Source organism: Saliniferula longa (assembly GCF_050789285.1).
Taxonomy (GTDB): Bacteria; Pseudomonadota; Alphaproteobacteria; order Rhodobacterales; family Rhodobacteraceae; genus CAVPWP01.
In genome coordinates this window covers 356,581-380,552 of the sequence record NZ_JBOUVX010000001.1, presented here as the reverse complement: position 1 = coordinate 380,552, position 23,972 = coordinate 356,581, and the positions used below count along the sequence as shown (strand labels likewise).

General features: G+C 65.7%; 20 protein-coding genes. 3 read left to right on the top strand and 17 right to left on the bottom strand.

From position 1 onward, the window contains the following. Positions 1–11: 11 nt before the first annotated feature. The 6 genes from ACRDNQ_RS01720 to ACRDNQ_RS01695 form a co-directional block, all read right to left on the bottom strand. On the bottom strand, positions 12–1,079 hold the full coding sequence (locus ACRDNQ_RS01720) for a phosphotriesterase family protein (RefSeq protein WP_431826895.1): 1,068 nt from the start codon (positions 1,077–1,079) through the stop codon (positions 12–14). A gap of 3 nt (positions 1,080–1,082) precedes the next feature. Further along, positions 1,083–2,084 (bottom strand): ABC transporter permease, encoded by a 1,002-nt coding sequence (locus ACRDNQ_RS01715; RefSeq protein ID WP_431826894.1) that lies wholly within the window; start codon positions 2,082–2,084, stop codon positions 1,083–1,085. Then, complete coding sequence (locus ACRDNQ_RS01710) at positions 2,084–2,881, bottom strand: ATP-binding cassette domain-containing protein (protein ID WP_431826893.1); 798 nt, start codon at positions 2,879–2,881, stop codon at positions 2,084–2,086. Before ACRDNQ_RS01710 ends, ACRDNQ_RS01715 begins: the two co-directional genes overlap by 1 nt. Further along, a complete protein-coding gene (locus ACRDNQ_RS01705) occupies positions 2,878–3,819 on the bottom strand; it encodes a substrate-binding domain-containing protein (protein WP_431826892.1) in 942 nt (313 codons plus the stop codon). The genes ACRDNQ_RS01710 and ACRDNQ_RS01705 overlap by 4 nt, the downstream gene beginning before the upstream one ends. A gap of 33 nt (positions 3,820–3,852) precedes the next feature. Further along, positions 3,853–4,863 carry a LacI family DNA-binding transcriptional regulator gene (locus tag ACRDNQ_RS01700; RefSeq protein ID WP_431826891.1) on the bottom strand — a complete coding sequence of 337 codons (1,011 nt, stop codon included), beginning with the start codon at positions 4,861–4,863 and terminating at the stop codon, positions 3,853–3,855. Between the two features lie 257 nt (positions 4,864–5,120). Then, on the bottom strand, positions 5,121–6,341 hold the full coding sequence (locus tag ACRDNQ_RS01695; protein ID WP_431826890.1) for a DMT family transporter: 1,221 nt from the start codon (positions 6,339–6,341) through the stop codon (positions 5,121–5,123). Between the two features lie 555 nt (positions 6,342–6,896). Between ACRDNQ_RS01695 and ACRDNQ_RS01690 the strand changes: the two genes are divergently transcribed. The 3 genes from ACRDNQ_RS01690 (at position 6,897) to ACRDNQ_RS01680 (ending at position 10,473) form a co-directional block, all read left to right on the top strand. Continuing rightward, on the top strand, positions 6,897–8,084 hold the full coding sequence (locus tag ACRDNQ_RS01690) for a ShlB/FhaC/HecB family hemolysin secretion/activation protein (RefSeq protein WP_431826889.1): 1,188 nt from the start codon (positions 6,897–6,899) through the stop codon (positions 8,082–8,084). Between the two features lie 43 nt (positions 8,085–8,127). After that, positions 8,128–9,705 (top strand): winged helix-turn-helix domain-containing protein, encoded by a 1,578-nt coding sequence (locus ACRDNQ_RS01685; RefSeq protein ID WP_431826888.1) that lies wholly within the window; start codon positions 8,128–8,130, stop codon positions 9,703–9,705. A gap of 204 nt (positions 9,706–9,909) precedes the next feature. After that, positions 9,910–10,473 (top strand): hypothetical protein, encoded by a 564-nt coding sequence (locus ACRDNQ_RS01680; protein WP_431826887.1) that lies wholly within the window; start codon positions 9,910–9,912, stop codon positions 10,471–10,473. A gap of 71 nt (positions 10,474–10,544) precedes the next feature. On the opposite strand, the gene ACRDNQ_RS01675 is transcribed toward ACRDNQ_RS01680, so the two are convergent. The 11 genes from ACRDNQ_RS01675 to ACRDNQ_RS01625 all read right to left on the bottom strand — a co-directional run bounded on the left by ACRDNQ_RS01675 (position 10,545) and on the right by ACRDNQ_RS01625 (position 23,961). After that, positions 10,545–12,338 (bottom strand): ABC transporter ATP-binding protein, encoded by a 1,794-nt coding sequence (locus ACRDNQ_RS01675; protein WP_431826886.1) that lies wholly within the window; start codon positions 12,336–12,338, stop codon positions 10,545–10,547. Continuing rightward, positions 12,335–13,294 carry an acetamidase/formamidase family protein gene (locus ACRDNQ_RS01670; protein ID WP_431826885.1) on the bottom strand — a complete coding sequence of 320 codons (960 nt, stop codon included), beginning with the start codon at positions 13,292–13,294 and terminating at the stop codon, positions 12,335–12,337. The genes ACRDNQ_RS01675 and ACRDNQ_RS01670 overlap by 4 nt, the downstream gene beginning before the upstream one ends. A 4-nt stretch (positions 13,295–13,298) precedes the next feature. Continuing rightward, positions 13,299–14,918 carry an ABC transporter substrate-binding protein gene (locus ACRDNQ_RS01665; RefSeq protein WP_431826884.1) on the bottom strand — a complete coding sequence of 540 codons (1,620 nt, stop codon included), beginning with the start codon at positions 14,916–14,918 and terminating at the stop codon, positions 13,299–13,301. A gap of 30 nt (positions 14,919–14,948) precedes the next feature. After that, complete coding sequence (locus tag ACRDNQ_RS01660) at positions 14,949–15,869, bottom strand: ABC transporter permease (protein ID WP_431826883.1); 921 nt, start codon at positions 15,867–15,869, stop codon at positions 14,949–14,951. Then, positions 15,869–16,750, bottom strand: a complete 882-nt coding sequence (locus tag ACRDNQ_RS01655; RefSeq protein ID WP_431826882.1) for an ABC transporter permease — start codon at positions 16,748–16,750, stop codon at positions 15,869–15,871. The genes ACRDNQ_RS01660 and ACRDNQ_RS01655 overlap by 1 nt, the downstream gene beginning before the upstream one ends. Further along, positions 16,728–17,336: an ANTAR domain-containing response regulator gene (locus ACRDNQ_RS01650; protein ID WP_431826881.1), complete on the bottom strand. Its 609-nt coding sequence runs from the start codon at positions 17,334–17,336 to the stop codon at positions 16,728–16,730. The genes ACRDNQ_RS01655 and ACRDNQ_RS01650 overlap by 23 nt, the downstream gene beginning before the upstream one ends. Next, entirely contained in the window at positions 17,333–18,415 is a 1,083-nt protein-coding gene (locus ACRDNQ_RS01645; RefSeq protein WP_431826880.1) for a transporter substrate-binding protein, read from the bottom strand. Before ACRDNQ_RS01645 ends, ACRDNQ_RS01650 begins: the two co-directional genes overlap by 4 nt. Positions 18,416–18,903: 488 nt before the next feature. Further along, positions 18,904–20,283, bottom strand: coding sequence for a DUF1254 domain-containing protein (locus tag ACRDNQ_RS01640; protein WP_431826879.1), 1,380 nt, complete (start codon positions 20,281–20,283; stop codon positions 18,904–18,906). Between the two features lie 150 nt (positions 20,284–20,433). Beyond that, positions 20,434–21,450, bottom strand: coding sequence for a DUF1254 domain-containing protein (locus ACRDNQ_RS01635; protein WP_431826878.1), 1,017 nt, complete (start codon positions 21,448–21,450; stop codon positions 20,434–20,436). Between the two features lie 220 nt (positions 21,451–21,670). Continuing rightward, positions 21,671–22,702 carry a BamA/TamA family outer membrane protein gene (locus ACRDNQ_RS01630; protein ID WP_431826877.1) on the bottom strand — a complete coding sequence of 344 codons (1,032 nt, stop codon included), beginning with the start codon at positions 22,700–22,702 and terminating at the stop codon, positions 21,671–21,673. 254 nt (positions 22,703–22,956) lie between these two features. After that, positions 22,957–23,961, bottom strand: a complete 1,005-nt coding sequence (locus ACRDNQ_RS01625) for a helix-turn-helix domain-containing protein (RefSeq protein ID WP_431826876.1) — start codon at positions 23,959–23,961, stop codon at positions 22,957–22,959. Between the last annotated feature and the right edge of the window lie 11 nt (positions 23,962–23,972).

Here is a 23,972-nt window from a genome sequence, read left to right as displayed (position 1 = left end):
CCCTTTCCCGATCAGGCGCCAGCGTCGAAGACACGGCGCGGATTGGCCGTCATCAGCGCATGAAGCGATGCCTCGTCCATCCCGTGACGCCTGAGGCGTGGCAGGAAATGGCGCGTGACGAAGCCGTAGCCGTTCCCGCCGTAGCGGGTCAGCATCATCTTGAGAAACACGTCCTGGGACAGCAGGATGCGGTCGAGATATCCGGCGTCCGCCAGCCGCAGGATGGCGCGCGCGACCTCGTCGTCGCTAGGGCACTGAACCTGCTGGTCGGCATAGAAATAGTCCATGCCGATCATATCGAACTCGACGAAGGCGCCACGCGCGGCGAGGCCCGCCTGGTAAGCGAAGTCGTCATGAGACGGGTTCATATGGCAAAGCACCGTGTGGCGGAGGTTGCCGCCTTCTTCCTCGACGATATCGAGCACGCGGCCTCCGAGCCGGAACCATCCCGGCAGATGGACCATGAGCGGCAGCCCCGTGAGTGCCTGCGCCCGGACGGCGCCGCGAAGCGACCGCTCCTCGGCTTCGGTGAAGGCCGAGGAGACGCCGATTTCACCGATCAGGCCGATCCGTGCGTCTGTGCCGTCGGTGCCGGTCAGCGCCTCGGTGACGATCTGCCTTGCGATGTCGTCGATGGTGAGTTTCGCGAAGTCCTCGGGCATCGAGGTGTGAAGGTAGTAGCCCGCGCCCATGACGATGTCGAGTCCGGTGGCGGCCGAGATCGCCCGAAGCTTGCGCGGATCACGCCCGATGCCGCGACAGGTCGGGTCCACGACCGTGCGCCCGCCTTGCGCCGTGAAGTCCTTCAGTTCCTCGATGGCAAGCGGCAGGTCATCAAGCGCGATGTTGTGGCGGTTGACGAAGGGGTCCTGGCGGAGTTCGGACAGGATCTCGATCCGGACCGGGCTTTCGGCCAGGTATTCGCGGGCGGGATCGGTGGGCGGGTTCCACCAGCAGGAGCAGTCGTTCTGGAGATGCTCGTGCATCAGAGTGATGCCGAGCTCGGCCGAGGCGACAGGCCCGTTGACCGTCATCACGAGGCCCGACCGGACATGGCACGAAGAAAGCTCGTCCGCCATTGCCTATCCCTTCTTCCGGCCGATCCGGAGGTTCGTGCTGAAAAGACGCGTGTTCATCCAGATGGCGATCAGGATGATGGTCCCTGTCACGATCTGCGTAAAGAAGGGCGAGATGTGAAGGAGGATGAGCCCGTTCCCGATCACCGCGATGGTCATCGTCCCAAGGACCGTGCCCACCATGCTGGCCTTGCCCCCCATGAGCGACGTTCCCCCAAGCACCACCGCCGCGATGACCTGAAGTTCGAAGCCGACGGCCGCGTTCGACGACCCCGACCCAAGTCGCGCAGCGATGAGGAGGCCGGCGATCGCGCAGGCCACCCCCGAGACGACATAGACCGACGCCACGATCCGGCGCGCAGGCATCCCCACCCGCCGCGCGGCCTCCATGTTGGAGCCCACCGCGACGACCCTGCGCCCGTAGCGTGTGCGCAGCATCACGACGAATCCGAGGATCGCGACGAGGATGGAGATGAGCGCGGGAACCGGGATGCCTCCGAAGGTTCCGCGCCCAAGCCAGAAGAACCCGGGCGCGCCCGTGATGGGGATCGAATAGCCTTCCGTGAGGTACAGCGCGAAGCCCCGAAGGATCGACAGCCCCGCCAGCGTGACGATGAAGGCCGGGATGCCCTGATAGGCGATGAACCACCCCTGGATCGCGCCGACGAGCCCGCCTGCAACCAGCATCAGGATGACGGCCAGCGGCCAGTCCATCCCCTGCGCCATCAGGATCGCCGCCAGCGCGTTCACGAGCGCCACCGTGGACCCCACCGACAGGTCGATCCCTGCGGTGGTGATGACCAGCGTCATGGCCACCGCCACGATCAGGATCGGCGCCGCCTGACGGATCACGTTCAGGATGTTGCCCGTGGTCAGGAAGGTGGGCGTCATCAGCCCGAAAAAGACCATGCAGGCCATGAAGAACAGCGCGATCGACAGGACCTGCGCATGTTCGGCCACGAAATCCGACAGGGCGGGGCCCTTCTCGCGTTCGGTATAGGCGGTCATCAGTGCCTGTCCTCCCCCACGATCAGGCGGATCAGATCCTCGAGATGCGTCTCGGCGATCTTCCGTTCGGCCACCTTGGTGCCTTCGTACATGACGGCGATCCGGTCGCAGACCCGGAACAGGTCCTGCAGCCGGTGCGTGATCAGGACGACCCCCACGCCCCGCGCCTTGACGCGGTTGATGAGGGCGAGCACCGCCTCGACCTCGGCCACGGCGAGGGCCGAGGTGGGTTCGTCCATGATGAGGACCTTTGGATTGAAGCTTGCGGCCCGCGCGATGGCGATGGCCTGCCGCTGCCCGCCCGACAGCATGTCGACCTTGGCCGACAGGCGCGGAATGCGGATCTCGAGGGCCTCGAGCATCTTACGTGCTTCGGAAAGCATTCGCGGCTGGTCGAGGAACGGCCCGCGGGTCAGTTCGCGGCCGAGAAAGAGGTTGCCCACGACGTCGACGTGATCACAGAGGCTCAGGTCCTGAAAGACCATCTCGATGTTGCGGGCGCGCGCGTCCGCGGGGCCGGCGAAGCGAACTTCCTCGCCCTCGACCGTGATGGTGCCGCCGTCCGGTATGTAGGTGCCCGAGATCACCTTCGTCAGCGTGGACTTGCCCGCCGCATTGTCGCCCACCAGCCCAAGGCATTCGCCCGGCATGATGTCGAGATCGACGCCGCGCAGCGCATGGAGCGAACCGAATGTCTTGCGGATGCCGCGGAGCGAGACCAGCGCACGGGGGGATGTCGGCCGAGGGGAGGTGCCCCCCTCGGCCACCGCGCCATCCGGGGATGGCGCGTGTGTCATTCGAACATCGCCCGGAAGCCGTCCACGTTGTCCTTCGTGACGATGGTCACGGGCACCGAGATGCTCTTCTCCACCGTGCCGCCACCCGTGATGGTCACCAGCGCATCGACCGCCGCCGCGCCCATGCCGGCCGGGTCCTGCTGGATCACGGCCTCGACGTAGCCGGCGTCGATCCCCGCGATGGCCGAAGCGGTGAGGTCCCAGCCGAACACCTTCACGTCCGCCTGCCGACCCTGGCTTTCGACGGCCGCGACGGCGCCGAGAAGCGCGGGCTCGCCGGTCGCGTAGATCGCGGTCATATCGGGGTTTGCGGTCATCAGGTTTTCGGCCGCGGCGAGGGCCGTGTCCTGCACGTTCTGACCGTCGACGGTGCCCGCGACGCTTACTCCGGGGGTGCCGGAAATCGCGCCCTCGAAGCCGTCGAGCCGGACGTTCTGAATGAACGAGTTGAGCGCGCCGACGATCCCGATCTTCGCCCCGCCGGCGGCGGTGGCCCACTCGTTGAAGACAGCACCGAGGTCAGCGCCCGCAGCCGCGTTGTCTACCCCGATCTGGGCGAGCTGCGGCCCGCCCTCCGGCAGGATCGCGTCGATGGCGACAACCGGGATGCCGGCAGCGGCGGCCTGTTCCACGGCCGGCATTATGCCGTTCACGTCGATCGCGACGACGGCGAGCCCGTCGACCCCCTGCTGGATGTAGGTCTCGATCGCGCTGTTCTGCGCGGCGGGGTCGTTGTTTGCGTTGAAGATCACAAGGTTCACGCCGGCGGCATCGGCGGCGGCCTGCGCACCTTCATTCATCTGATTGAAGAACAGTGCCTGCTGGTTGATCTGGACAAGGGCGAAGGTCTTGTCCTGCGCGGCGGCAGGAACCGCGGCCAGAAGGGCGGTTGCGCCCATGAGCGCGGCGATGGTTCGGCGTGAGACGGTGGCAGTCATCGGTCTTCCTCTCTGTTGGCCGTTGCGGGCAGCTTACCTGAGGGGCGGAGCAACGGAATCTCGCTCCATCAGGGTCACGGGAAGGAGCTCCTCGCGCGGGGAGCCCGTCATTGCGGGGTCCGGCTCCAGGAGAAGCGACAGGGCGCGCGCGCCAAGCTCGCGCACCGGCTGTCGGATCGCCGTGATGCCGGGGGAAAAAAGATGGAGTGGCCCGACATCGTCGAAGCCCACGACCGAGACATCGCGGGGCACCGAAACGCCGTTCTCGCGCAGCACCTCGAGGATACCGATGGTCAGTTCGTCCGAAGTGGCGAAGATAGCAGTGCAGGACCGCGCCTCGGCAAGGAACCGTACCCCGGCAGCGCGACCGAAGGCGACCGTGTATTCCCCGGCGAAGCGCGTGATCCGCGCATCGGGTCCCCAGACCTCGGCCGTCGCGCGGCGGAAGCCCGCAAATCGGCGCGCGCCGCTGATCATCTCGTCCACCCCGCCGACGAATAGGACGTCGCGATGGCCAGCCTCGGCCAGATGGCGACCGGCGAGATACCCGCCCATCTCGTTGTCGCAAAAGAGTTTGGGGACCGAGGTGCCCGGCACGTCCTCGTCCAGCACCACGACACGGCCGCTTCGGTTGATCGCCTCGGCAAGCGCCCCGTCGTCGGGGTGGTTGGTAATGAAGATGATCCCGTCGACATGGTTGCGATGGATCGCCGTGAGATAACTCCGCTCGCGGCCCGCCCGGTTCAGCGTCGCGTAGAGCGCAAGCGCCAGCCCGCGTCGGTCGGCTTCAGCTTCGACCGAGGCGACGAGCGTGGCGAAGAACGGGGTGGCAATGTCGGGCACCACAAGCCCGATGGTGTCCGAACGCCCGAGGCTCAGCCGCCTGGCATGTGGGTTGGGCACGTAGTTGAGCTCGCGGATGGCCGCTTCGATGAGTTCGCGTGTCCGGTCGGGAAGCTCAAGCGAACCGTTGAGGAACCGCGAGACGGTCGTGACCGATACACCGGCCGTCCTTGCCACGTCCTTGAGGCTCGCCGGTCCCACATTCCGCTCCAGCGCAAGTGAATCGGTTTAGTAAAGCGCTTTACCACGCTGCATCCAAGCCGGCGCGCTTGTCAATCCGCTGCGCGTCCGGGCGGGACAGGAAGCGGCAGGATGGCACTGAAGTGCCTGCAAATTGTGCGGCACGCCATCATTCTGCACGACCGCGTGGGCGGCTGTGCAAGCGGCCCGATCGGCCGCGCTCTCATGTTCGACACCATATCGTGGCCGCAGCGCCAAATCATATTCAAGGCAAGGGTTTAGGGAGGTCTCCCACCGACCCGGCCAGCGAATGCCCGTCGGTTCCCGGACAGACGCCCGCCCTGATTCAAGGGTGGCTCGGTGCTCAGGATCGTCGAGCTTGCCTGCGATGCGCCCCCGGTCCGGGGATGCGTGCCGCCGATTGACTGACGGACCTGCGTTCCAGGGCTTGGGCGCGGGGCGACGATCCAGACCCCTGCGAACAGCACGGCAACCGCGCCCCATGCAAGCGGCGAGAGACGCTCGTCAAGAATGACGAAGCTCCAGACGAGACCGCCGATCGTCTGGGAATAGGCCATCTGGCCCGCAAAGACCGGCCCCGAGGACCTGACCAGAACCAGGGCGAGGACAAGCGCAAGTGCCGTGGAAAGACCGAGGGCAACGATCAGCAAGACGCCAATGCCGGGCGCTTGCCACGGGACAAAGATCGCGTCCGTGGCGAAGGCAATCGGCAACAGGAGAAGGCTGGAAACGCTCATCATCGCACCCACGGCCGCAAAGGCGCCAAGGCTGGTGCGGCGCGAGCCCATGATCACGGTATGGAGGGCGAGAAGTGCGGGAAGGGAAAGGCAGGCGACCAGCCAGAACGGCGGCACACCCTGGACCGACGCGTCCGTCGTGAGCAGCCCCGCCACCGCGACGAACCCAAGCCCGAGGCCAAGAAACCGGCGAAGGCTGGGCGTCTCCAGCATGAGAACGGCCGCGAGAAGAAAGACCAGAAACCCGCGCGAACTGTTGACGAGGGCGATCACCGAAGCGTCGACCTGGCCGGCGATGACGATCGTGAGGCTCTGATAGAGACAGCCCAGAATGAATGCCCAGCCAAGCACGAAGCCAAGGTCCGACCGCGTGAGGCGCGGAAGGCCGGTTCGGGCGCACGTCCATGTCAGGCACACGGTCGCAGCAAGGACGTTGGACCACAGCACGAGCCCGAGCGGCGGAAGGCCGATTCCGGCCGAAACGCGCCCGATTGCGGGCGATGCTCCGAAAAGGACGCCTGCAAGCAGAACAAGCCCCAGCGCGCGCGCCGTGGACGAGGCACGGCCGTGCCCCAGTGTCTGTTTGCTCGACTTTTCCTGATGGCGAGACCCGGTGGGGTCGGCGTGGTCAGGTCGCCCGACATCAATCTCGGGCGTTCGCGGGCACAGGTCCCCGCCGCCGACATCTGCTGTTTCCAGTTCGTCCCGATCGACGACGCGGATGGGATCGAACGATGTCATCCGCCAGGTTCGCCCACCAACCCCGACGCATGCACGGGCGCGTGACGGAGTCGGCATGCCAGCCGACGACCACGACCGAGACGCTGCCCGTCTTTCCGGGGCCGAAGAACCGACCGTCGCTCCATTGCCATCCTCACCCTGAGCTGAACGCTGATGCCGCACGCGGGCGTGGCGACGAAACTTGCGCCACGCTGGCGACAGAGTGTCCGATGGAAATGTTGCAGGACTGTGGGACGGGACGAACGCTGGAATGGGAAAAAGGTCGAATTGCCGGTCTGGTGCGGTCGAACACACAATCCTGCAACATTTGACGGCGACCACGTCCCTGTCACCGACGGAAAGTGCCGGTTCTCTGGCCCGACGCCGAAAGCGACAAGGACGACTACATCTTCCGAAACTCCCGGCTTGGCGTGCCCAAGCCGGGCCTTTTCCCTGCATCGCCGGCGCTGAAATGCAGGGTTGCGTCTTATCAGTTTGCCCTTAACGTTAGGTCAAGCCCATGAAATCACTCGGGTTGGGCTTCGCGGACTACTGTAACGGCGGGGAGCGGACTGGGTGGGGGTACGTCGGGCACTGCTTTTTCTCGTGCTCGTCGAGGCCGCCAATCCGGGGGCGCAAGCGCAGAGTTTCTTTGGGTCGGTGGGCATCGAGAACGCCGTGGGCGTGGAGCGCGGATCCACCGCGCTGGTCGCTCCGGTGGATGTCCCCACTGCCCTGTTCACGCTGGACAGCTTCGGGTCAGAGGACGTCGGACCCTGGGTTTCCTCGCTGACCTTCGCGCTTCCGGGGGTCATCACTGCAACCGACCAGCTCGACGTCACAGCCGTCGTCGCCGGCCCCGGGGAGGTGGCCAGAGACGAACTGCGCGCCGCAGGCCTGGGCTACAGGCTTCGGCCCTGGGACGCCGAGACGACGCTTTACTTCACTGCGTCCTTCGCCGAGGTGACGCCGGACGGAACACTGACCGGCCCCCTCTCCATCGACGGTTCGCGAAGGCTTCTTGGCGTCGGCGTGCGCCGCAGCATCGAGACCGACGATGCCATCACCGACTATGTCCTCGAGTTCCGTGCAAGGGAAAGCAAGGGCCGGTCCTTCCGCACGCCCGTCCTCGACGAACGGATCGCCGCCGTGTTCCTTGGGGTCCGGCGCGCCACCGGTCAGCCCTTCGAGGTTCAGACGCGGCTCGGGGCGGCGGTCAGCGCGGGCGTTGCCGAATTCGGGGACTCGATGCCTTCCGGGGTGCTCGCCAGTGTGCCGGGGGCGGCCGAGCAATTCCTGAGGGCCTCTGCAAGTGCCGAGGCCTCGGTTCCCCTGTCGCCCGTTCTCGCCATAAATGCCGGAGTGGTGGGACAGTGGTCGAGCGCGCCGCTCACCGTGTCGCAGCGATGCGGCTTCGGAACGAATGCCTACAGTCGCGGATTCGATCAGTCCGAGATCCTCGGGGACATCTGCCTGTCGGGACGCGTGGAATTGGCAGCCAATGCGTTTCTGCCAAGCTCCGACGGATCTTCCCTTTGGCTGCAGCCCTATGCCGGTATCGATGGGGGCTACTTCCAGAATCTGGCGACCCGCTTTTTCGGCACTTCGACCGGCGATTGGTCGAGCGCCTCGATCGGCCTTCGTGCGCTCGGCGCCGACTGGATCGGCGAGATCGCGCTGACCTCGATCTTCATTGCCCCTCCGATTGCGATTTCCATGAGCGGCGAAGAGCGGCTGTGGCTGCGGGCGGGGCTCAGATTCTGATGCGCGGGAACATCGAGCCGGTTTCATGCGGGGCCAAGGACTGATGGACGAAGAGCGACCACCGGATCAGGTGATCTTCACGCCGGACTTCGCCAGCGCGAAACGTGCGGACGGCTCCGAGATCGTCTTCACGCGTTCAGAAGCCGGTATCCTGCGCTGCCTTGCCGAGAAGCCGGGTCGGATCGTCACGCGCAACCAGCTTCTTGACGCGATATCGGGAGAAGGTTCGAGCAAGAGCGACCGCAACATCGACTACGTCGTCAGCCGCATAAGGCGAAAACTCGGGGACGACCCTGCCACCCCCCGCTTCATCGTCACGAGATACGGCGAAGGATACAAATGGCTTGACAGCAGTCGGGCCGACGCGCCGCTCGAGGCCGATCTCGTCGTCGGCCCCCTGCGCGGCCTCGATGGCATCGGGACCCTCGCTGAATGTGCGCGCCGCTTTGCGGGTGCGGTGTTCGACGCGATGAAACGCGAACTGCCCGAGGGCAAGACCGCCGTGTACCGCCCCGACCTGGCGGGCCCACCACCGGCCGGACGACAGGAGCGCGTCGAACTCACGTTCTTCGTGGATGCCCATGGTCTCGAATGCATCCTGACCGCGCGGGACTCGGCCACAGACGCGATCCACGCGATTGCAAGGCGTCAGATCGACGACCCCTGGAACGACCGCCGCAGACGGAACGAGGCCGAGGACGCGGCACGCAGCCTGATCGCGCAGATGTGGCGCACGATGATTGCCCGCCAGCCGGATTCCCCCCTTCCGGTGGCCATGCACGATGCGGCCGGCCTGCCGGTCGGCAACAACGCCTCGTGGGCGGTCAACGATCAGCGGCTCCGGCGCCTGCTTGAGGAAAACCCCGACGACCCCGCGCTCAAGCTTTTCTACGCCACGCATCTTCACTCGAAGTACATCCTGCTTGGCTGGGATCTTTTCCTCAAGGGCAAGGCCACCTGCCGCGCGGACGAGGACCGGATCGAGGAGCTGGTGCTTTCGGCGCTTCCCGACGTGATCCGCGATCCGACGCAGGCAATCATGGCAGCGAAGCTTCTCTACTTCCTCGACCGCGGTTACGAGGATCTCGCCATCGAACTCGCCGAAGATGGACTGCGCTCGAGCACTGAAATCGCGTCCTGTCTCGCCATCGTGGGGCAACTGCGGGCGTTCACCGGGAAAATTCAGGAGGCGGTGACAAGCCTGGATCAGGCCGCCCGTCTGAGCAGCTACGGGTCCGAGTTCCATGTCTACACGATGTTCATGAAATGCCAGACGCTCTCTGCGGCGGGGGATTGGCCAGCGCTTTCGGCCGCGCGTGCCGAGCTTTTCAAGGTGCGGCCGGCGACGATGGTGCTTGAACCGATCTTCGCGGATCCGATCAAGCCGTCCTTTCGAGCGCGTGCGCTGACCATGGCCCTGACGACGGCGCGGGCACGGGCGCTTCTCACCCAGTTGACCTACGTCTCCACTCGGCTTTTCCGCGAGCGCGAGATGCGCGAGAACTCGATCCGGGGGCCCTTGCGTCTTTTCGTCGGTCGTTTCGGGCGGGACGGCGTTCCGGATGACCTTGTCGAAACGGTGCCTGGACTGGTCGAGAGCCTCCTCACCCGAAAGCGATAACGCTGGATGAACGCATAAGCGGGCGTCAACAGCCGGCATTCGTCCGTCACCTGACCCGGCCGGGCGCGCGGCGCAGATCGGCGCGATGGTTGCGGCGCCCGGCGACCACGAGGTTGGGCTCACCCGGCGTTTCGCCGGGGACGGCGCCTACACGTTGCGCATTGGCACACAGACAGGGTATGCAGTCCCGGAAACGGTGTCACCATGACAGACGAAAGCATAGTCAAGGACGCGGTCGATCCCGTCCTAAACACGGTCGGAACGACCGTGGCGTCGGGCCTGAACGATCCCGGGCTGATCGCCGAACTCGGCTTCGGGCTTATTGTTCTGGTATTGCTCATCGCGGTGCATGGCTGGTGCATCGGCGTCGTCTCCAAGATCTTCGCGGTCCGGTTTGCACGGTTCGGCCCCGATACGGCGCAATGGCGCGTCAGCTTGCTGGTAGGCGTGACGATCGCACTGCTGGCGAGCGTGCACCTGGTCGAAACCTTGATCTGGGCTATCCCGATCTGGTGGTTTGGACTGATCAGCGGGTTCCGCGACACCTTCTATTTCGTGCTGGATTCGTACACCACATTGGGCGAGGCAAATGTCGAGCTGCCGCATGCCTGGCGTCTCATCGGGGCGATGATCGCGATCTCCGGGTTGTTCACGTTCAGCTGGACAGGATCGGTCATGGTCTATGTGATGACCGAGACCGGACGCCGCCATTCCAGGGGGGTAAAGGCCACCGAGGACGTCCACGCCTCGGGCCGTTCGGACTCCTGAGCGTCGGACTCCTGAGCGTCGCACTCCCCGCACCGGCATTCGAGCGGACATGCCGCAACCCTTCGGTACGCTCAGCGCCCCTCGGCGACGCCCCACGAACTCACAAGGTGACCGCCGCCGATGTCCGAAAGTGGCCAGGCGGGCGGCGTCTCTGCCGCGGGCCAGAGGGGGCTTGGGGTTTCCGCCGCAAGCGCGGGGCGGGCCGGACGCCGGCGCTCGGGATCGGGAATTGGCACGGCGTCGATCAGTCGGCGGGTGTAGGGATGCCGGGGATTCCCGAAAACCTGGGCCCGCGTCCCAAGCTCCACGATCTGGCCCAGATACATGACGGCGACCCGGTCGGCGATGTTCTCGACCACGGCCATGTCGTGACTGATGAAGAGATAGGCGACCCCGAACTCGTCCTTCAGCGCCCGCAAGAGCGCCAGAACCCGCGCCTGCACGGACACGTCGAGCGCCGACACGCTTTCGTCCGCGATGATCAGTCGGGGACCGAGGGCCAGCGCCCGCGCGATGCAGATGCGCTGGCGCTGCCCGCCCGAAAACTCGTGCGGGTAGCGGTTGACGTGCTCGGGCGAAAGCCCGACCCGCTCGAACAGGTCGAGCACCTTCTCCCGCCGTTCCGCGGGCGACCCGATGCGGTGAATGACCAGCGGCTCGGCGACCAGATTCCCCACGCGCATCCGCGGGTCGAGCGACGCCATCGGATCCTGGAAGATGAGTTGCGCCATGCGCCGCACGGCCTGCGCATCGGCAGCGCTGCCACCCAGGCGCAGACCGCCGATCTCGATCGTTCCGGCGAAGGGCACGAGGCCGGCCATCGCCTTGGCGATGGTTGACTTGCCGCAGCCGGATTCGCCGACAAGGGCGAAGGTTTCGCCTTGCCGGATCTCGAAACCGACACCCGCCACGGCGTGCACGCGATGTGTCACCCGGCCAAGCAGCCCCCCCCGGATGTCGTAGACGACCCTCAGGTCGGCCACGCGCGCGATCGGCGGGGTTTCGGCCTGGCGGACGCCCCCTTCCCCCCGGCCCATGCGGGGCACGGCGGCCAGCAGCTCTTTCGTGTAGGCTGCGCGAGGGGCGTGAAAGATCTGCCGGACGTCGCCCTGTTCCACCATGCGCCCGGCGCGCATGACGATCACACGGTCGGCCATTTCGGCGACCACCCCCATGTCGTGGGTGATCAGGATGATCGCGGTGCCGGTCTGCCGCTGAAGGTCGCGCAAAAGCTCAAGCACCTCGCGCTGCACCGTCACGTCAAGGGCTGTCGTCGGCTCGTCCGCGATCAGCACATCTGGACGCAGGGCCAGCGCCATGGCGATCATCACGCGTTGGCGCATCCCCCCGGACAATTCGTGCGGATACTGGCGCATGCGCCGTTCGGCGTCCGTCAGCCGCACCGCCTGAAGCGCGGCCAGCGCGCGCACCCTCGCTTCCGCGCGGGTCAGGGGTTCGTGCGCTTCAAGGGCCTCGACCAGCTGGGTTCCGATGGTCATCACCGGGTTCAGCGAGGTCATCGGTTCCTGAAAGATCATGGCGATCCTGTCGCCCCGGATCTTCTGCATGTCCTCGTCGCCAAGCCGGGTAAGATCGGTCCCGCCAAGTCTGACGCGCCCAGCCGTGACGCGCACCGCCGGGGGCGGAAGAAGGCCCATGATGGCAAGCGAGGTGATGGACTTTCCCGACCCGCTTTCGCCAGCGATGGCCAGCGTCTCGCCCCGCTTCAGCTCGAAGCTCAGCCCTTCAACGAGCGGATGAAGGCCCGCCTCGGTCCGCACCGAGACGGTCAGCCCGTCGACCGAAAGAACGGGGTCGCCCGGGGCCGTTTCGGCCCCGGGCAGGATCGCGGCGGTCTCGGTCACTCGAAGACCACCCTCGGGAAGTAGAAGCTGACCACCCAGTTCGGCATATCCACGATCTCGGAGATCCGCAGGTCCCCGCAGGTGGACACCAGCATGTAGGCGTCGACCGCGGACATGCCGCGGGTGGCGCAAAGCAGGTCGACCATGCTTGCCACGGCATCCCGCGCCGCCTGCATGAGGTCCGGGGCAATTCCGGTCGTCACCTCATAGCCCTTGGCGTCGAGATGCCGGGTGACCGGCCCCGGGGTCGAGAAGCGCGGGGTCCTGAGGTTTGCGTCCTTCTCGAGCTCGAGCGTAAGCACCACGTCCATCGGGCTTTCGATGGCCGTGCCGCAGACTTCGCCATCCCCCTGCGCCGCATGGGTGTCCCCGACCGAGAACAGCGCCCCCTCGACCTCGACCGGCAGCCACAGGGTGACCCCGGCGGTCAGGTCGCGGATGTCCATGTTGCCGCCCGTGCGCCGGGGCGGAACGATCGAGTGCAGGCCCCGCTCGGCAAGCGCGTTGCCGATGGTCCCCGCGAAGGGCTTGAGAGGCACCTTGCCTTGCGTGCCCCAAAGCGCCGGCGCCATCGTGGCGGGATTGTACCGCCACAGCGTCAGCGCCGGCTCGGTGAACTGGTCGGCCAGCAGTCCGAACCCCGGAATGTTGGCCGTCCACCCCCAGCCGGCCCCGTCCCGCGCCTGCGGGGCGAAGCTTTCGATGGTGATCTTCAGCGCGTCGCCGGGCTTGGCGCCCTCGACGTAGATCGGGCCCGAGACCGGGTTGATCTTGCCGAAATCGAGAGCGGTCACGTCGGCGACGGTCGACGACGGGCCAAGCTGGCCCGCCGAGGAATCATGACACTGGAACAGGATCGTCGATCCGGGGGCCACCCGTTCGGCCGGGGCAAGCGAGTTGTCCCAGCCGAAGTGGTGCTGCGCCGAATGGATCGTATAGTCGCAGGCCTTGCACATGGCCTTACTCGGTCACGTACACGTAGTCGTAATTGACCGGGATCGACACCGGATCGACATAAAGCGCGTCGTCACCGCCCATGCGCGCCGACTTCATGGTATAGCGCTGTTCATTGAACACCGGCACCCAGGGCGCGTCCTCCATGACCTTCTGATAGACATCGGACCACATCTCGAGCCGGGCCGATGCCGAGGGGTCGGTGAAGCTGTCGGCTTCGGTCGCTTCTGCGTCGAGCGCATCGTTGCAGTACTTCGACCAGTTCCAGCCGCCGTCGCCCGCGCCCGCGCAGCCCAGGATCGGACCATAGAAGTTCGACGGATCGGGGAAGTCCGCGATCCAGGCCATGCCGCCCGACCAGATCATCGGCGCCGTGCCGGCGCCGCCCGCCTCGATCACGTTGGCTTGCGCCAGGCTCTGGATCGCCGCCTTGATCCCGATCGCGGCAAGGTCCTGCTGGATTGCCTGCGCGATGCGCGGGTTGGGGTCGGTGTTCATGACGTAGAGTTCGGTCTCGAACCCGTCGGGAACGCCCGCCTCGGCCAGAAGCGCCTTGGCGCCCTCGGGGTCGTAGGGATAGCCCGCATAGCCGTCGGTATAGCCCGGCATCGACGGCGGCAAGGGCTGGGTCGCCGGCACCGCGCGGCCGTTGATGATCTGCACGATCCGGTCCTTGTTGATCGCCATGTTGACGGCCTTGCGCACCTCGACCTTGTCGAGCGGCGGCATGTTCACGTTCAGCGTGATGTAGCCGGTGTGAAGCTGCCCGCCTTCCACGACACGTGCCGCCTGTTCGGGATCGGACATGACCTCGACGAATTTCGCCGGGGGGATGCCGTCGCCGGGCACGTCGACTTCGCCGTTCTGAAGGCGCAGAAGCGCGACAATGGGTTCCTGCCCGACCTCGAAGGTCACCGTGTCGAGATAGGGAACGCCGTCGCGCCAGTAGTCCGCGTTCTTCTCGAAGACAAGCCGCTGGCCGATCGTCCATTCCGCCAGCTTGAAGGCGCCGGTTCCGACCGGATGCTTGCCGAAATCGGTGCCCCATTCGTCCACCGCCTCTTTCGGGACGATCGAGGCGAAGTTCAGCGCCATGACGTGCAGGAAGGTGGCGTCGGGCCGCGACAGCGTGATCCGGACGGTCGAGGGGTCGATCACCTCGACACCGTCCAGCGTCGTGGCCGACCCATCGGCCATCGCGTCATAGCCCAGGATCGAGCCGAAGAACCCCGCGCCGGGCGACTGGGTCTCGGGGTTGGTCACGCGGTCGAGCGAGTACTTCACGTCCTCGGCCGTCATCTCGCGGCCGTTGTGGAACAGGACGCCGGGCCGCAGCTTGAAGGTGAAGACCATGCCGTCGTCCGACACCTCATAGCTTTCGGCAAGGCCGGGACGCAGTTCGGTCGTTCCGGGCACGTAATCCATCAGCCCGTCGAACAGCGACTTGATCATGGACCAGTTCTGCCAGTCATAGCCGATCGCAGGGTCAAGCGTGGCAACGTCGTCCTTGTAGGTGATGACGATCCCGCCGCCGGGCTTGGCGTTCGGGTCGGGCGTGTAGTCCTGCGCCAGCGCGGGCATGGCCAGCGCGGCGAGAAGTGCGGTGGAGGCAAGCAGTCGTTTCATCTTTCGCTCCTGTCGGTTGGTGGGTTTGGATCAGCGCACCCTGATCCGGGGGTCGATAAAGGGCGTGATCAGGTCGGCAAGAAGGTTGCCGAGCACGATCGCGCAGGCCGAAACCAGTGTGACGCCCATGATGATCGGGATGTCGACGCGCTGGATCGCCTGCCAGGCGAGCTGACCGATGCCCGGCCAGCCGAAAACGCTTTCAACGACGACGATCCCGCCCATGAAGACGCCGATGTCGATCCCAATCATCGCGATGATGGGTAGGATTGCGTTCGGAAGCGCGTGGCGGAACAGGATGCGCCTGCGCATCAGGCCCTTGGCGCGGGCGGTCCTGATGTAGTCCTGGCGAAGGACCTCGATCATCGAGGAGCGCATCATGCGGCTGTACCATCCCGCACCGAGGATCCCCAGCGTGAGAGATGGCAGGACGAGGTGCGCAAAGGTGCCGTAGCCGCCGATCGGGAACCAGCCGAGCTTGACCGCGAAGACGTAGAGAAGAAGCAATCCCACGACGAACTGCGGCGCCGAGACACCGACGAAGCTGGCGATCATCAGCGAGTTGTCGGCCGCCGTGCCGCGCCGCATGGCCGCCACGACCCCCATCGTCAAGCCCAGCGTCAGCTCGCAGACGATCGCCCCCGCCATCAGCAGAAGCGTTGCCGGAAGTCGCGCGGCGATCAGCTCGGACACCTGCGACTTCTGCAGGTACGAGCGGCCGAGGTCGCCCTGGACCAGACCCGAGAGATACCGCCAGTACTGCACCGCGAAGGGCTGGTCGAGGCCAAGCTGCCGCCGGATGTTCTCGACCGTCTCGGGTGTTGCCGACCTGCCGGCGATCTGGCGCACCGGGTCGGCCGGAAGCGCGTAGAGCAGGAAGAAGGTGATGAAGGAGACCCCAAGAAGGATCAGGGCCGCCTGGATGAGGCGGCGCGCAAGATAGGCCGCCATCAGTCGCGCCCTCTCTGCGTCGGATCGAGAACGTCGCGCAGGGCGTCGCCGACCAGGTTGAACGACAAGGCCAGAAGCAGGATGGCAATGCCGGGGAAGAACACGAGCCACGGCGCCGCCTGGAAGTAGGTCTGGTTCTCGAAGATGATGTTGCCCCACGACGGCGTCGGCGGCTGCACCCCGATCCCCAGATAGGACAGCGTCGCCTCGAGAAGCACCGTCGTCGAGATGCCGAGCGTGCCCCAGACGATGATCATCGGCATCAGATGCGGCAGGATGTGCAGGAACAGGATGCGCCCGTGGCCGGCGCCGATGGCGCGTTCGGCGGCGATGAACTCGCGCTCGGCCAGCGACGTCGTCTCGGTATAGATCACCCGCGCCGTCTGGACCCAGTTCACGAGTGCGATCACCAGCGCCACGATCCAGAGCGACGGCTGGAAGATCGCCGCCAGGCAGATGGCCAGCAACAGTGCCGGGAACGCCATCATCAGATCGGTGAAGCGCATGAGCACGCTGCCGATCCAGCCGCGAAAATACCCGGCGGTCACCCCGACGAGCGTTCCAATGATCAGCGCGAGCCCGTTGGCCGCGACCCCGATGACCAGCGAGGTGCGGGCGCCATAGAGAATCCGCGTCAACAGATCCCGCCCAAGCAGGTCGGTGCCCAGCAGGAAGTCACCGCCCGGCGGCAAGGGGGCCCCTTCAAGGGTCAGCCCGTCGAAAAGCTGCTCGTCGGGACGAAACTTCGTGAGATAGGGCGCCAGGAGAGCGCCAAGAACCGTGACGGCAATCAGGAACAGGCCGAGAAGCGCCAGCTTCCGGCGCAGAAGACGCGACCACGCGCTTCGGGGCGCGGTCTCAGGAAGGCTTGCGTCGACCATCCGGCCCCTCCCCTCCCGAGTGCTGCGCGACGATGCGGTGCGCCGCCATTTCGATCGTTTCGCGCCACGCCATGGCGATCTGGCGGAGTTGCGCATAGGCCTCGTCTTCCGACTTGCCCCGTGCCGCCAGCAGGGTGACCGCGCGAACGACCGTCTGGCGATCTGCAAGCCGGCGTTTAAGGTCGTTGACTTCCGCCCCCAGCGCGCGCCGTGCCTCGAAGGCCTGCCGCGCGATCAGCAGGGCGGAATAGACGCCATGGTCCCCGACCGGTTTCAGAAGCTGCGCGGCCGCCCCCGCCGAAAGCGCCCATTCGATGCGTCCGGGCGCCTCTGACCCGATCAGCGCGATCATTGGCATCGGCGCCGCCCCCGGAGCCCAGGGGAACTGGCCGTCATGCCCCATGTCCGCGTCGAAGAAGACGTAGTCGGCGCCCAACGCGGCGGACGGCAGATCCGGCCAGTGGTCGGTGACCTCGAGGCCGATCGCGACAAGCTGGCGTGAAAGGGCCGTCACCGTGGGATGCGGCCGGTGAAGGATCGCCGCTTTCGCGCCGCCGAGATCGGGAATGCTCAGCCGCTGTCTCATGTCACCACCCGCAAGGCTGGACCGGTCGTCGCCGGCTGACGGTCGGGCCGCGACAGATAGGGGTCGGGCGCCACGCTGGGATGAGTGTCGAGCACCCGGAACCGACCGCCCCGCACCTGGGCTATCAGGGCCGGCAGTGTGACGTGGTGGGTCTCGGGATCGATCGCGAGCCCGCCCTCGACCGGCCTCTGCAAAAGCTCCGGAAGCCGGGCCGCCGAGGGATCGGCGTGGGCGGCAAGCCGCAGCGCGATGGTCCGTACCGCATCGTGGCTTGCGGCCTCGAAGGACGAGCCGAAGGCCCCGTCCTCTTGCCGGAAGTAGGGCCCGGCCGAGATCAGCCCCTCCCCCGCGTCGCCCAGCACGCCCAGTTCGCATTCGGTCAGGTTGCAGGACAGGACGGGGCAGACGTCCGGCCGGAAATGCGCGTCCTGGATGCCAAGTGCCTTGTATGCCTTGAGAAACTCGTAAGCCGACGGTCCGATCAGCGAGTTCAGCACGAACGACGGACGCACGGCTTTCAGTTCCTCGATGATGTGCGCGACATCGGTGTCGCCGATCGGCAGATACCGTTCGCCCGTCACCGCACCATCGGCGGCAAGAACCCGGTCGCGCGCGACGCGGTTGATCTCCCACCCCCAGATGTAGTTCGACCCGGTCAGGTAGACCTTCCGCCCGAAACGCGGGAAGGCCCAGGCCAGAAGCGGCAGAAGATGCTGATTGGGACAGGCGTGGGTATAGACCACGTGGTCCGACGCCTCGAACCCTTCATACGGACACGGATACCAAAGCGCGCCGCCGCACTTCTCGAGTGTGGGGATGACTTCCTTCCGGCTCCACGAGGTGACGCAGCCCACGATGTGCCGCGCGGCGCTTTGGGTGAGGATCTCGGCGCAAAGCGGGCCATATTGATCGACGTTCCCGCGCGGGTCGCGCTCGACGGCGACAAGGCGGAAGGGGAAGCGGTCGTCGGCATTGACCAGGTCGACCGCCGACAGCGCGCCTTTTCGGCACGCCTCGCTGATCAGCGCATAGCTGCCGGAGCGGGAGAACAGCACCCCAATCTCGACGCTTGGTCGCACGTTTCGTCCCCCAAGAACGAAAATGCCCCGCATCTTGTCCCCCGGAAGCCGGAGGCGATGCGGGGCCCGAATGCCCGCCGGTCACGATCGACCGGAAAGTTGTGTTTCGAGGATGCTGGTGCCACGGCCATAGTCAAGGGCCTTGTCGACGATGCGACGGCGACACGCCCTCCGTTCGCGCGCTGCACAATCGTTGGGCGCGCCAAGGGGTCGACTGTGACCGCACTGAGCAGGCCCCCCACCCGGCCGGCGGAGACTCACCCCCGGTCAGGTCCGAGCAATCCGAACGCGTCCTCGTGCACAAAAGATGCCGTCCGGTCACAAGCGTGAAGCCCGTGACCTGTTGTGGCCGAACCCGCTGGTCCGCGAAGGCTGTATGGCTCGTCGGACGGCGAAACGCATGGCGAAGACGGCGCCCCCTGGGCCCGGACCGGCATGGCACTGCCGTACCTGCGCGCGACCGTGTCCGCGTGCCTTTGCCATGGTCCTCAGTTGTCGCCGGCGACCTCGATCGCGGGCGGTCTCCAGCTTCCTTCGATCGCCGAGGCATCGGGCAGGTAGATCCGCATCACGACCCCCATCTCCCCGTCCGGGGCGGGAAGCCAGTTGCTTTCCAGGTCGGGACCGGGACTGTCCTTCTGGAGATAGAGGATGATCTCTCCGGCATCGGTGGTCGTCAGTCGGTCGAGCATGCCCGAGTTGATCAGGTATCGGTCCAGCGGATTGTCGACGAGGAACTTCTCGCCGTCATACATCGTCACCGACCAGAACGCGCCGGCGGGTGGCAGCGCGTCGGCATCAAACCGCATGACGTAGTCATGCGTCGAGCTGTCGAGCCGCTTCCCTTCCGAGTCGAGCAGGTAGGTTTCGTAAAGGGCCTCGTCTTCCTCAAGACCGTAGAGTCCGCCCATCGCCCCAAGCGCGCGCTGCATGTACTTTCCGCGCATCGCCTCGGGCGAACCGAAGAGACCGCGCGAGGACGTGACCTCCCTGAGAAGCGTCTCCTGGATCTCGACGAGCGCCGCATCGCCGGCTTCGACCACGGTGGACCGCAGGTCATCAGGCAAATCCGTTGCCGGCCAGCCGATCGCCGGCGCGACCCCGATCGCGGCGAAGCGGTTCCGCACCTCTTCCTCCCAGGGAAGCGGTGGCGCGAACTGAAGAAGGAAGTTCGCATAGGACCAGAAGTCCGGCTGCGCGGTGTCCCGGCTGATCCTTGGCCAGTCGACAGCCGGCGGCGCAGGCGGAGGCTCGGCGCCCACGAAGCTTGAAAGCGGCTGGACACCGTAACCCGCCTGGATCTCGCGAACCCGGTCGAGATCGGCGTCATCGTAAAGCTGGGTGCGGAACTGGGAATAGACGATCTGCGTCGGAATGCGGATCGTCCGCACGATCCCTTCCGGCGCCTCTCCGGTCCAGCCGGGACCGGCGATCAGGAAGTTCCCGCCGCCGTTGCCGTCCAGTCGTGTGCCGACATAGTCCACGTTGTGGCTGTAAAGATCGACAATCTGCAGGGAGTAGTACCGATCCGCCTCGACCGGCGGCAAGCTGACGACCAGCGGCTCGGCACGGAGGTCCATGATCAGGAAGGAATAGGGTGTGTCCGAGTTCGGCGTCACCACCCCGCGGTCCTCGGGCGTGAACACGCGGGCCACGTTGTGAATGGCGTTCGGGGGCCCCTTGTACTGGTCTCCTGTCGGGTCGAGCGCGAACTGGTAGATCGAGAGATAGTTCTCTACCATCGGATAAGTGTAGATGTAGGCCTCGCGCGCAAGCGCGCCGATATCTTCGCCGTTCGATTGACCGAGGGCAGGCATCGGAAGAACGATTGCCGATGCGCCAGCCTGCAGAAATGTGCGCCGCTTCATCACGTGTCCTTTGCTGTTGACCTGTCCCGATCGGGACGGGCAGTGCCCTGGCCCGCCCCCCTCCACATCGGGGGCAAGGTCGTGTTCATCCCCGAAGACCGCGCGCGTTCCGCCGCAAGACCGGCGGGCCCACGTGCCGCGGCGCGCCGCTTATTCCACGGGTTCGGCCACGGGGAAGGTCCAACTGCCGTTCAGGATCGCCTCTGACGGCCGGTAAAGGCGGACCATGTAGTTCCAGCCCGGCGGGGTGGGAAGGCAGTTCGCGATGACGCCGTCGCACCCTCCGAACTGGATGACGACCAGGCCGTCCGGGGACCTTTCTGCCGTGATGTTGTTCAGGGTGTAGGCGTCGTATTCATTTTCGACGTAGTAGCCCTCTGCGTTGTAAAGGCTTACCGACCAGAAGCCGCCGACCGGCACAGCTTCGGGGTCGACCCGAAGCAGATGGACCGTCTCGCCGTCGTTGCGCTCGGGAACCACGTTGAGGTAGAGCGCTTCCGTCGCGGCGAGCCCGCCCCAGCCCTGCGCGGCCCCGATGAGGAAACGGACGGGTTCCGTCTCGTCGCGGCTGCCGTACATGGCGCGGGTATCCGGCATCATACTGGCCAGCTCCAGAAGCGCGGCGCGCACCTTGTCCTGGCTCGCCTTGTCCCATTCCGGCGCGTCGAAGGTGCCCACGTCGTCCTGTTCGACCTTGATGGCGTCCTGCAGCGCATGCGCGGCGGCCATGTCCTCCGGGTCGTTCGGATCCACGAGGGTGCGCGTTCCGATGATGACATAGCGCGTGCCGACGGCCTCGCGGGTCAGCGTGAACGGTCCGGGTTCGTGCACGACGTCGAAGGTGTAGTGATCCTGATCGATGACTTGCATCGACATGTAGCGTTCGCCGGAGTCGGGCTTGGTGATAGTCACCGGCCCGGCGTCCAGATCGAAGACGGCAGCGGAATAGATCGTGTCGCGGTTCAGCCGGATCACCGTCTGCTTGTCGATCGGCGCAGGCTCGCGGGTGTGGTCAAAGCGTCCGAACCCGCCGTTGGCGACCGTATTTCCGAAGTAAAGGTCGGACTCGGCGCGCACGAAGTTGTCCGGATTGACCGCGATGGGTTCGGACGATGCGACGGTGGGGGCGTAGATCAAGATCGTGCACAGCAAGATGCGCTTCATCATCCATCCGTTCCTTCAGCCAGTTGCGTGAGTCTCACTACCACCAAGGCTCAGTTGAACATTTCATCACTCCCATGAACGGGTCCGTCCGCAAACACGCGACCTGCAGGGCCGGACCGCGAACGCCCCGGCGCGCGACACGGCCAACCCGGTAGGCGCACCGCGCTCATCCGGCAGAGCGGACTGCTTGGTAATGGATGTGAACCGTCAGTCGGGTCGTCGGTCAGAAGGACTGCCCGACGTAGAAATAGACGTAGCTCTCGTCCTTGTCGTTGTAGGTGACATCGAGCGAGACGTCGAGATCAAACTCCTTGGACACCCGAAGTCGCCCGCCGACACCACCTGCGTAGCGGGTTCCGCTGTCGAGCGAGAGGGAAAGGATGTTGCGGCGGACATCTCCAAGACCGGCGAAGGCGACATAGCCGAAACGCTCGTTGAAGCGTCCGCGATACTCGGCCTGCGCCGCCACCATCTGGTCGCCGTAGAACTCGAACAGCGAAAAACCGCGGATCTCCGAGCCCAGAAGACAGGTGTCGAAGAACGGCGCCTTGTCCTGCACGCCACAGCCCGCCACGCGGGCTGCGATGACCGAGCGTTCGCCAAGTGACCAGAAGTGGTCATAGCCGATGGTGGAACGCGTGTAGGTCAGGTTCCGCCCGCCGGACTGTTCGTTGTACGTCACCTCGAAGTCGAGGAAGCTGCCTGCGGTGGGATAGAACGTGTTGTCGCGTGTGTCCCACTGGCCCACAATCCCGACCGTCGCGATCGAGATGTCCGTAAGATCTTGAATCTGCTCTGGAAGCTCCGTTCCGTTCACGCCGGAGAGTTGGCTTTCAAGATAGCGGAGCGAGACCCCGGCAGACAGGGTATCCGAAAACCCGTACCGAAACTGCCCCTGGAAGGCGACGCCTTGTTGTTCGATACGCACCGGCTCGCCGAGAATGAAAAGATCGTAGCTCACGTCCGCAGCGCCGAGAAACCCGAACAGGTTGTAGCGCTTGTCGTCGAACGAGAAGCTTCCGCCGATCCCGCCGGCCCGGCTTCCTTCGTTCGTGCCGAACACGCCCCCGCCGATGAAGCTTGTGTTGGACCCTTCGTCGGCCTTGAACAGGTAACCGCCGCCCAAGACCAGCCCGGTTCCGAACGTCGGATCGTTGACCGGAATTGGGACCGCCACGAAGGACCCTGCCCCGAAGCCCACGCTGTCGCTGTCCTCCGCAGGAGCGGCACTGCTGGCCTGCGGGTCGTCGGTCACGGCCTCCTGGGCCGATGCCTGCCCGGAGAACGATGCGAGAATGCCCAAGAAGACTGCGGAAGACAGCGAGAGAGGCCGGTTCTTGTGAGGTCTCACCGACCCCTTCCCTGTATGTCCTGCAATCATTCTGTTCGCGGTTCCCGTCGGAGTGGTGGCCTTTCGCTCATGCGGCGGCATCGGCACTACGGTCCTATCTTAGCCTGACGCGAAACGTTTATCTTTCCGCGCCAAAAAACCTGACGCCAAGGCTGCGTCTACCCGTAGCCCCGGATGCGTGACGGGCTTGATCCGGTCAGACGCCTGATCGCGCGGCTCATCGCCGATGGCGCCGAGTAACCCAGCCGAAGGGTCAGCGCGCCCAGGTCTGCGTCGGCGTCGCCCAACAGGCGCAGGGCGACCTTCCGGCGCTCCAGATCCAGCAGCTCGGTGAACGAGGTTCCATCTTCGGCAAGTCGCCGCTGCAAGGTTCTCACGGACATTCCCCCGGCGTCGGCCGCGCGCTCGATGCTCGGCACCCCGTCGTGGAGCATCACGTTGATGACCGAACGCAGCGTGCCCGACAGTGTCATTTCCTCGGCAAGGGGTGGAATCGAGCGCAGGTCGGTGGTTGCCGCACGATCTCGCGCGACCGTGCGGAAGGGGTTGATGGCGACATCGTCCTTGATCCAAAGCGTCAGGGCGGACGACTTCGCCTCGGCGATCTCGGCATCGAATCGACGCGCGAAGCCTTCAAGACCGTGCTCCGGGTGCGCGGTCGCCTCGATCCGGGTGATCAGGGGGGGCTTCATGCCGGTGAAGCGGCAAAGCTGCTGGATCATGCTGGAAAACAGGATCTGCACGGCGTGCTGGGCGTCCGCCGCCACGGGGATACTGAACGCGTGCGTGATCGTCAGATACCCGTCGCGGCGCTCGACCCGGAGTTGTTCGTGAGTCGAATGCAGGGGAAGCGCGAAGGCCACCCTTTGCATGGCTTCGGCCGGCGTCCTTGCGCCAAGCGCCACACCGCCCAGCATGCCCAGTTCACGCACCGTCCCCTGGTCGACAATCAGGGCGCCGACGTCCGGTCCATGGCCGGTCGTCAGGTCGCGCAGCACGGCCAGCCCATTCAGAACGGGGATTGGGTCCAGCGGCGACAGGGCATACCAATAGGACAGGTCTGCCGCCGCAAGCCGCGCGGCCGCGTCCACCTGGTTGGCCTCCATCCATCGAACGATCGGAAAGAGGTTCGCCGCCCGGATCAACGGGATCGTTCTTGGCATGTGATCTTCGA

Bases quoted from the DNA above. Each gene is read 5' to 3' on its own strand.
- ACRDNQ_RS01660 (WP_431826883.1), bottom strand. From the start codon at position 15,869: ATGGCGGCCTATCTTGCGCGCCGCCTCATCCAGGCGGCCCTGATCCTT.
- ACRDNQ_RS01710 (WP_431826893.1), bottom strand. From the start codon at position 2,881: ATGACACACGCGCCATCCCCGGATGGCGCGGTGGCCGAGGGGGGCACC.
- ACRDNQ_RS01715 (WP_431826894.1), bottom strand. From the start codon at position 2,084: ATGACCGCCTATACCGAACGCGAGAAGGGCCCCGCCCTGTCGGATTTC.
- ACRDNQ_RS01670 (WP_431826885.1), bottom strand. From the start codon at position 13,294: ATGTGCAAGGCCTGCGACTATACGATCCATTCGGCGCAGCACCACTTC.
- ACRDNQ_RS01720 (WP_431826895.1), bottom strand. From the start codon at position 1,079: ATGGCGGACGAGCTTTCTTCGTGCCATGTCCGGTCGGGCCTCGTGATG.
- ACRDNQ_RS01650 (WP_431826881.1), bottom strand. From the start codon at position 17,336: ATGAGACAGCGGCTGAGCATTCCCGATCTCGGCGGCGCGAAAGCGGCG.
- ACRDNQ_RS01635 (WP_431826878.1), bottom strand. From the start codon at position 21,450: ATGATGAAGCGCATCTTGCTGTGCACGATCTTGATCTACGCCCCCACC.
- ACRDNQ_RS01625 (WP_431826876.1), bottom strand. From the start codon at position 23,961: ATGCCAAGAACGATCCCGTTGATCCGGGCGGCGAACCTCTTTCCGATC.
- ACRDNQ_RS01665 (WP_431826884.1), bottom strand. From the start codon at position 14,918: ATGAAACGACTGCTTGCCTCCACCGCACTTCTCGCCGCGCTGGCCATG.
- ACRDNQ_RS01640 (WP_431826879.1), bottom strand. From the start codon at position 20,283: ATGAAGCGGCGCACATTTCTGCAGGCTGGCGCATCGGCAATCGTTCTT.
- ACRDNQ_RS01705 (WP_431826892.1), bottom strand. From the start codon at position 3,819: ATGACTGCCACCGTCTCACGCCGAACCATCGCCGCGCTCATGGGCGCA.
- ACRDNQ_RS01685 (WP_431826888.1), top strand. From the start codon at position 8,128: ATGGACGAAGAGCGACCACCGGATCAGGTGATCTTCACGCCGGACTTC.
- ACRDNQ_RS01655 (WP_431826882.1), bottom strand. From the start codon at position 16,750: ATGGTCGACGCAAGCCTTCCTGAGACCGCGCCCCGAAGCGCGTGGTCG.
- ACRDNQ_RS01680 (WP_431826887.1), top strand. From the start codon at position 9,910: ATGACAGACGAAAGCATAGTCAAGGACGCGGTCGATCCCGTCCTAAAC.
- ACRDNQ_RS01695 (WP_431826890.1), bottom strand. From the start codon at position 6,341: ATGACATCGTTCGATCCCATCCGCGTCGTCGATCGGGACGAACTGGAA.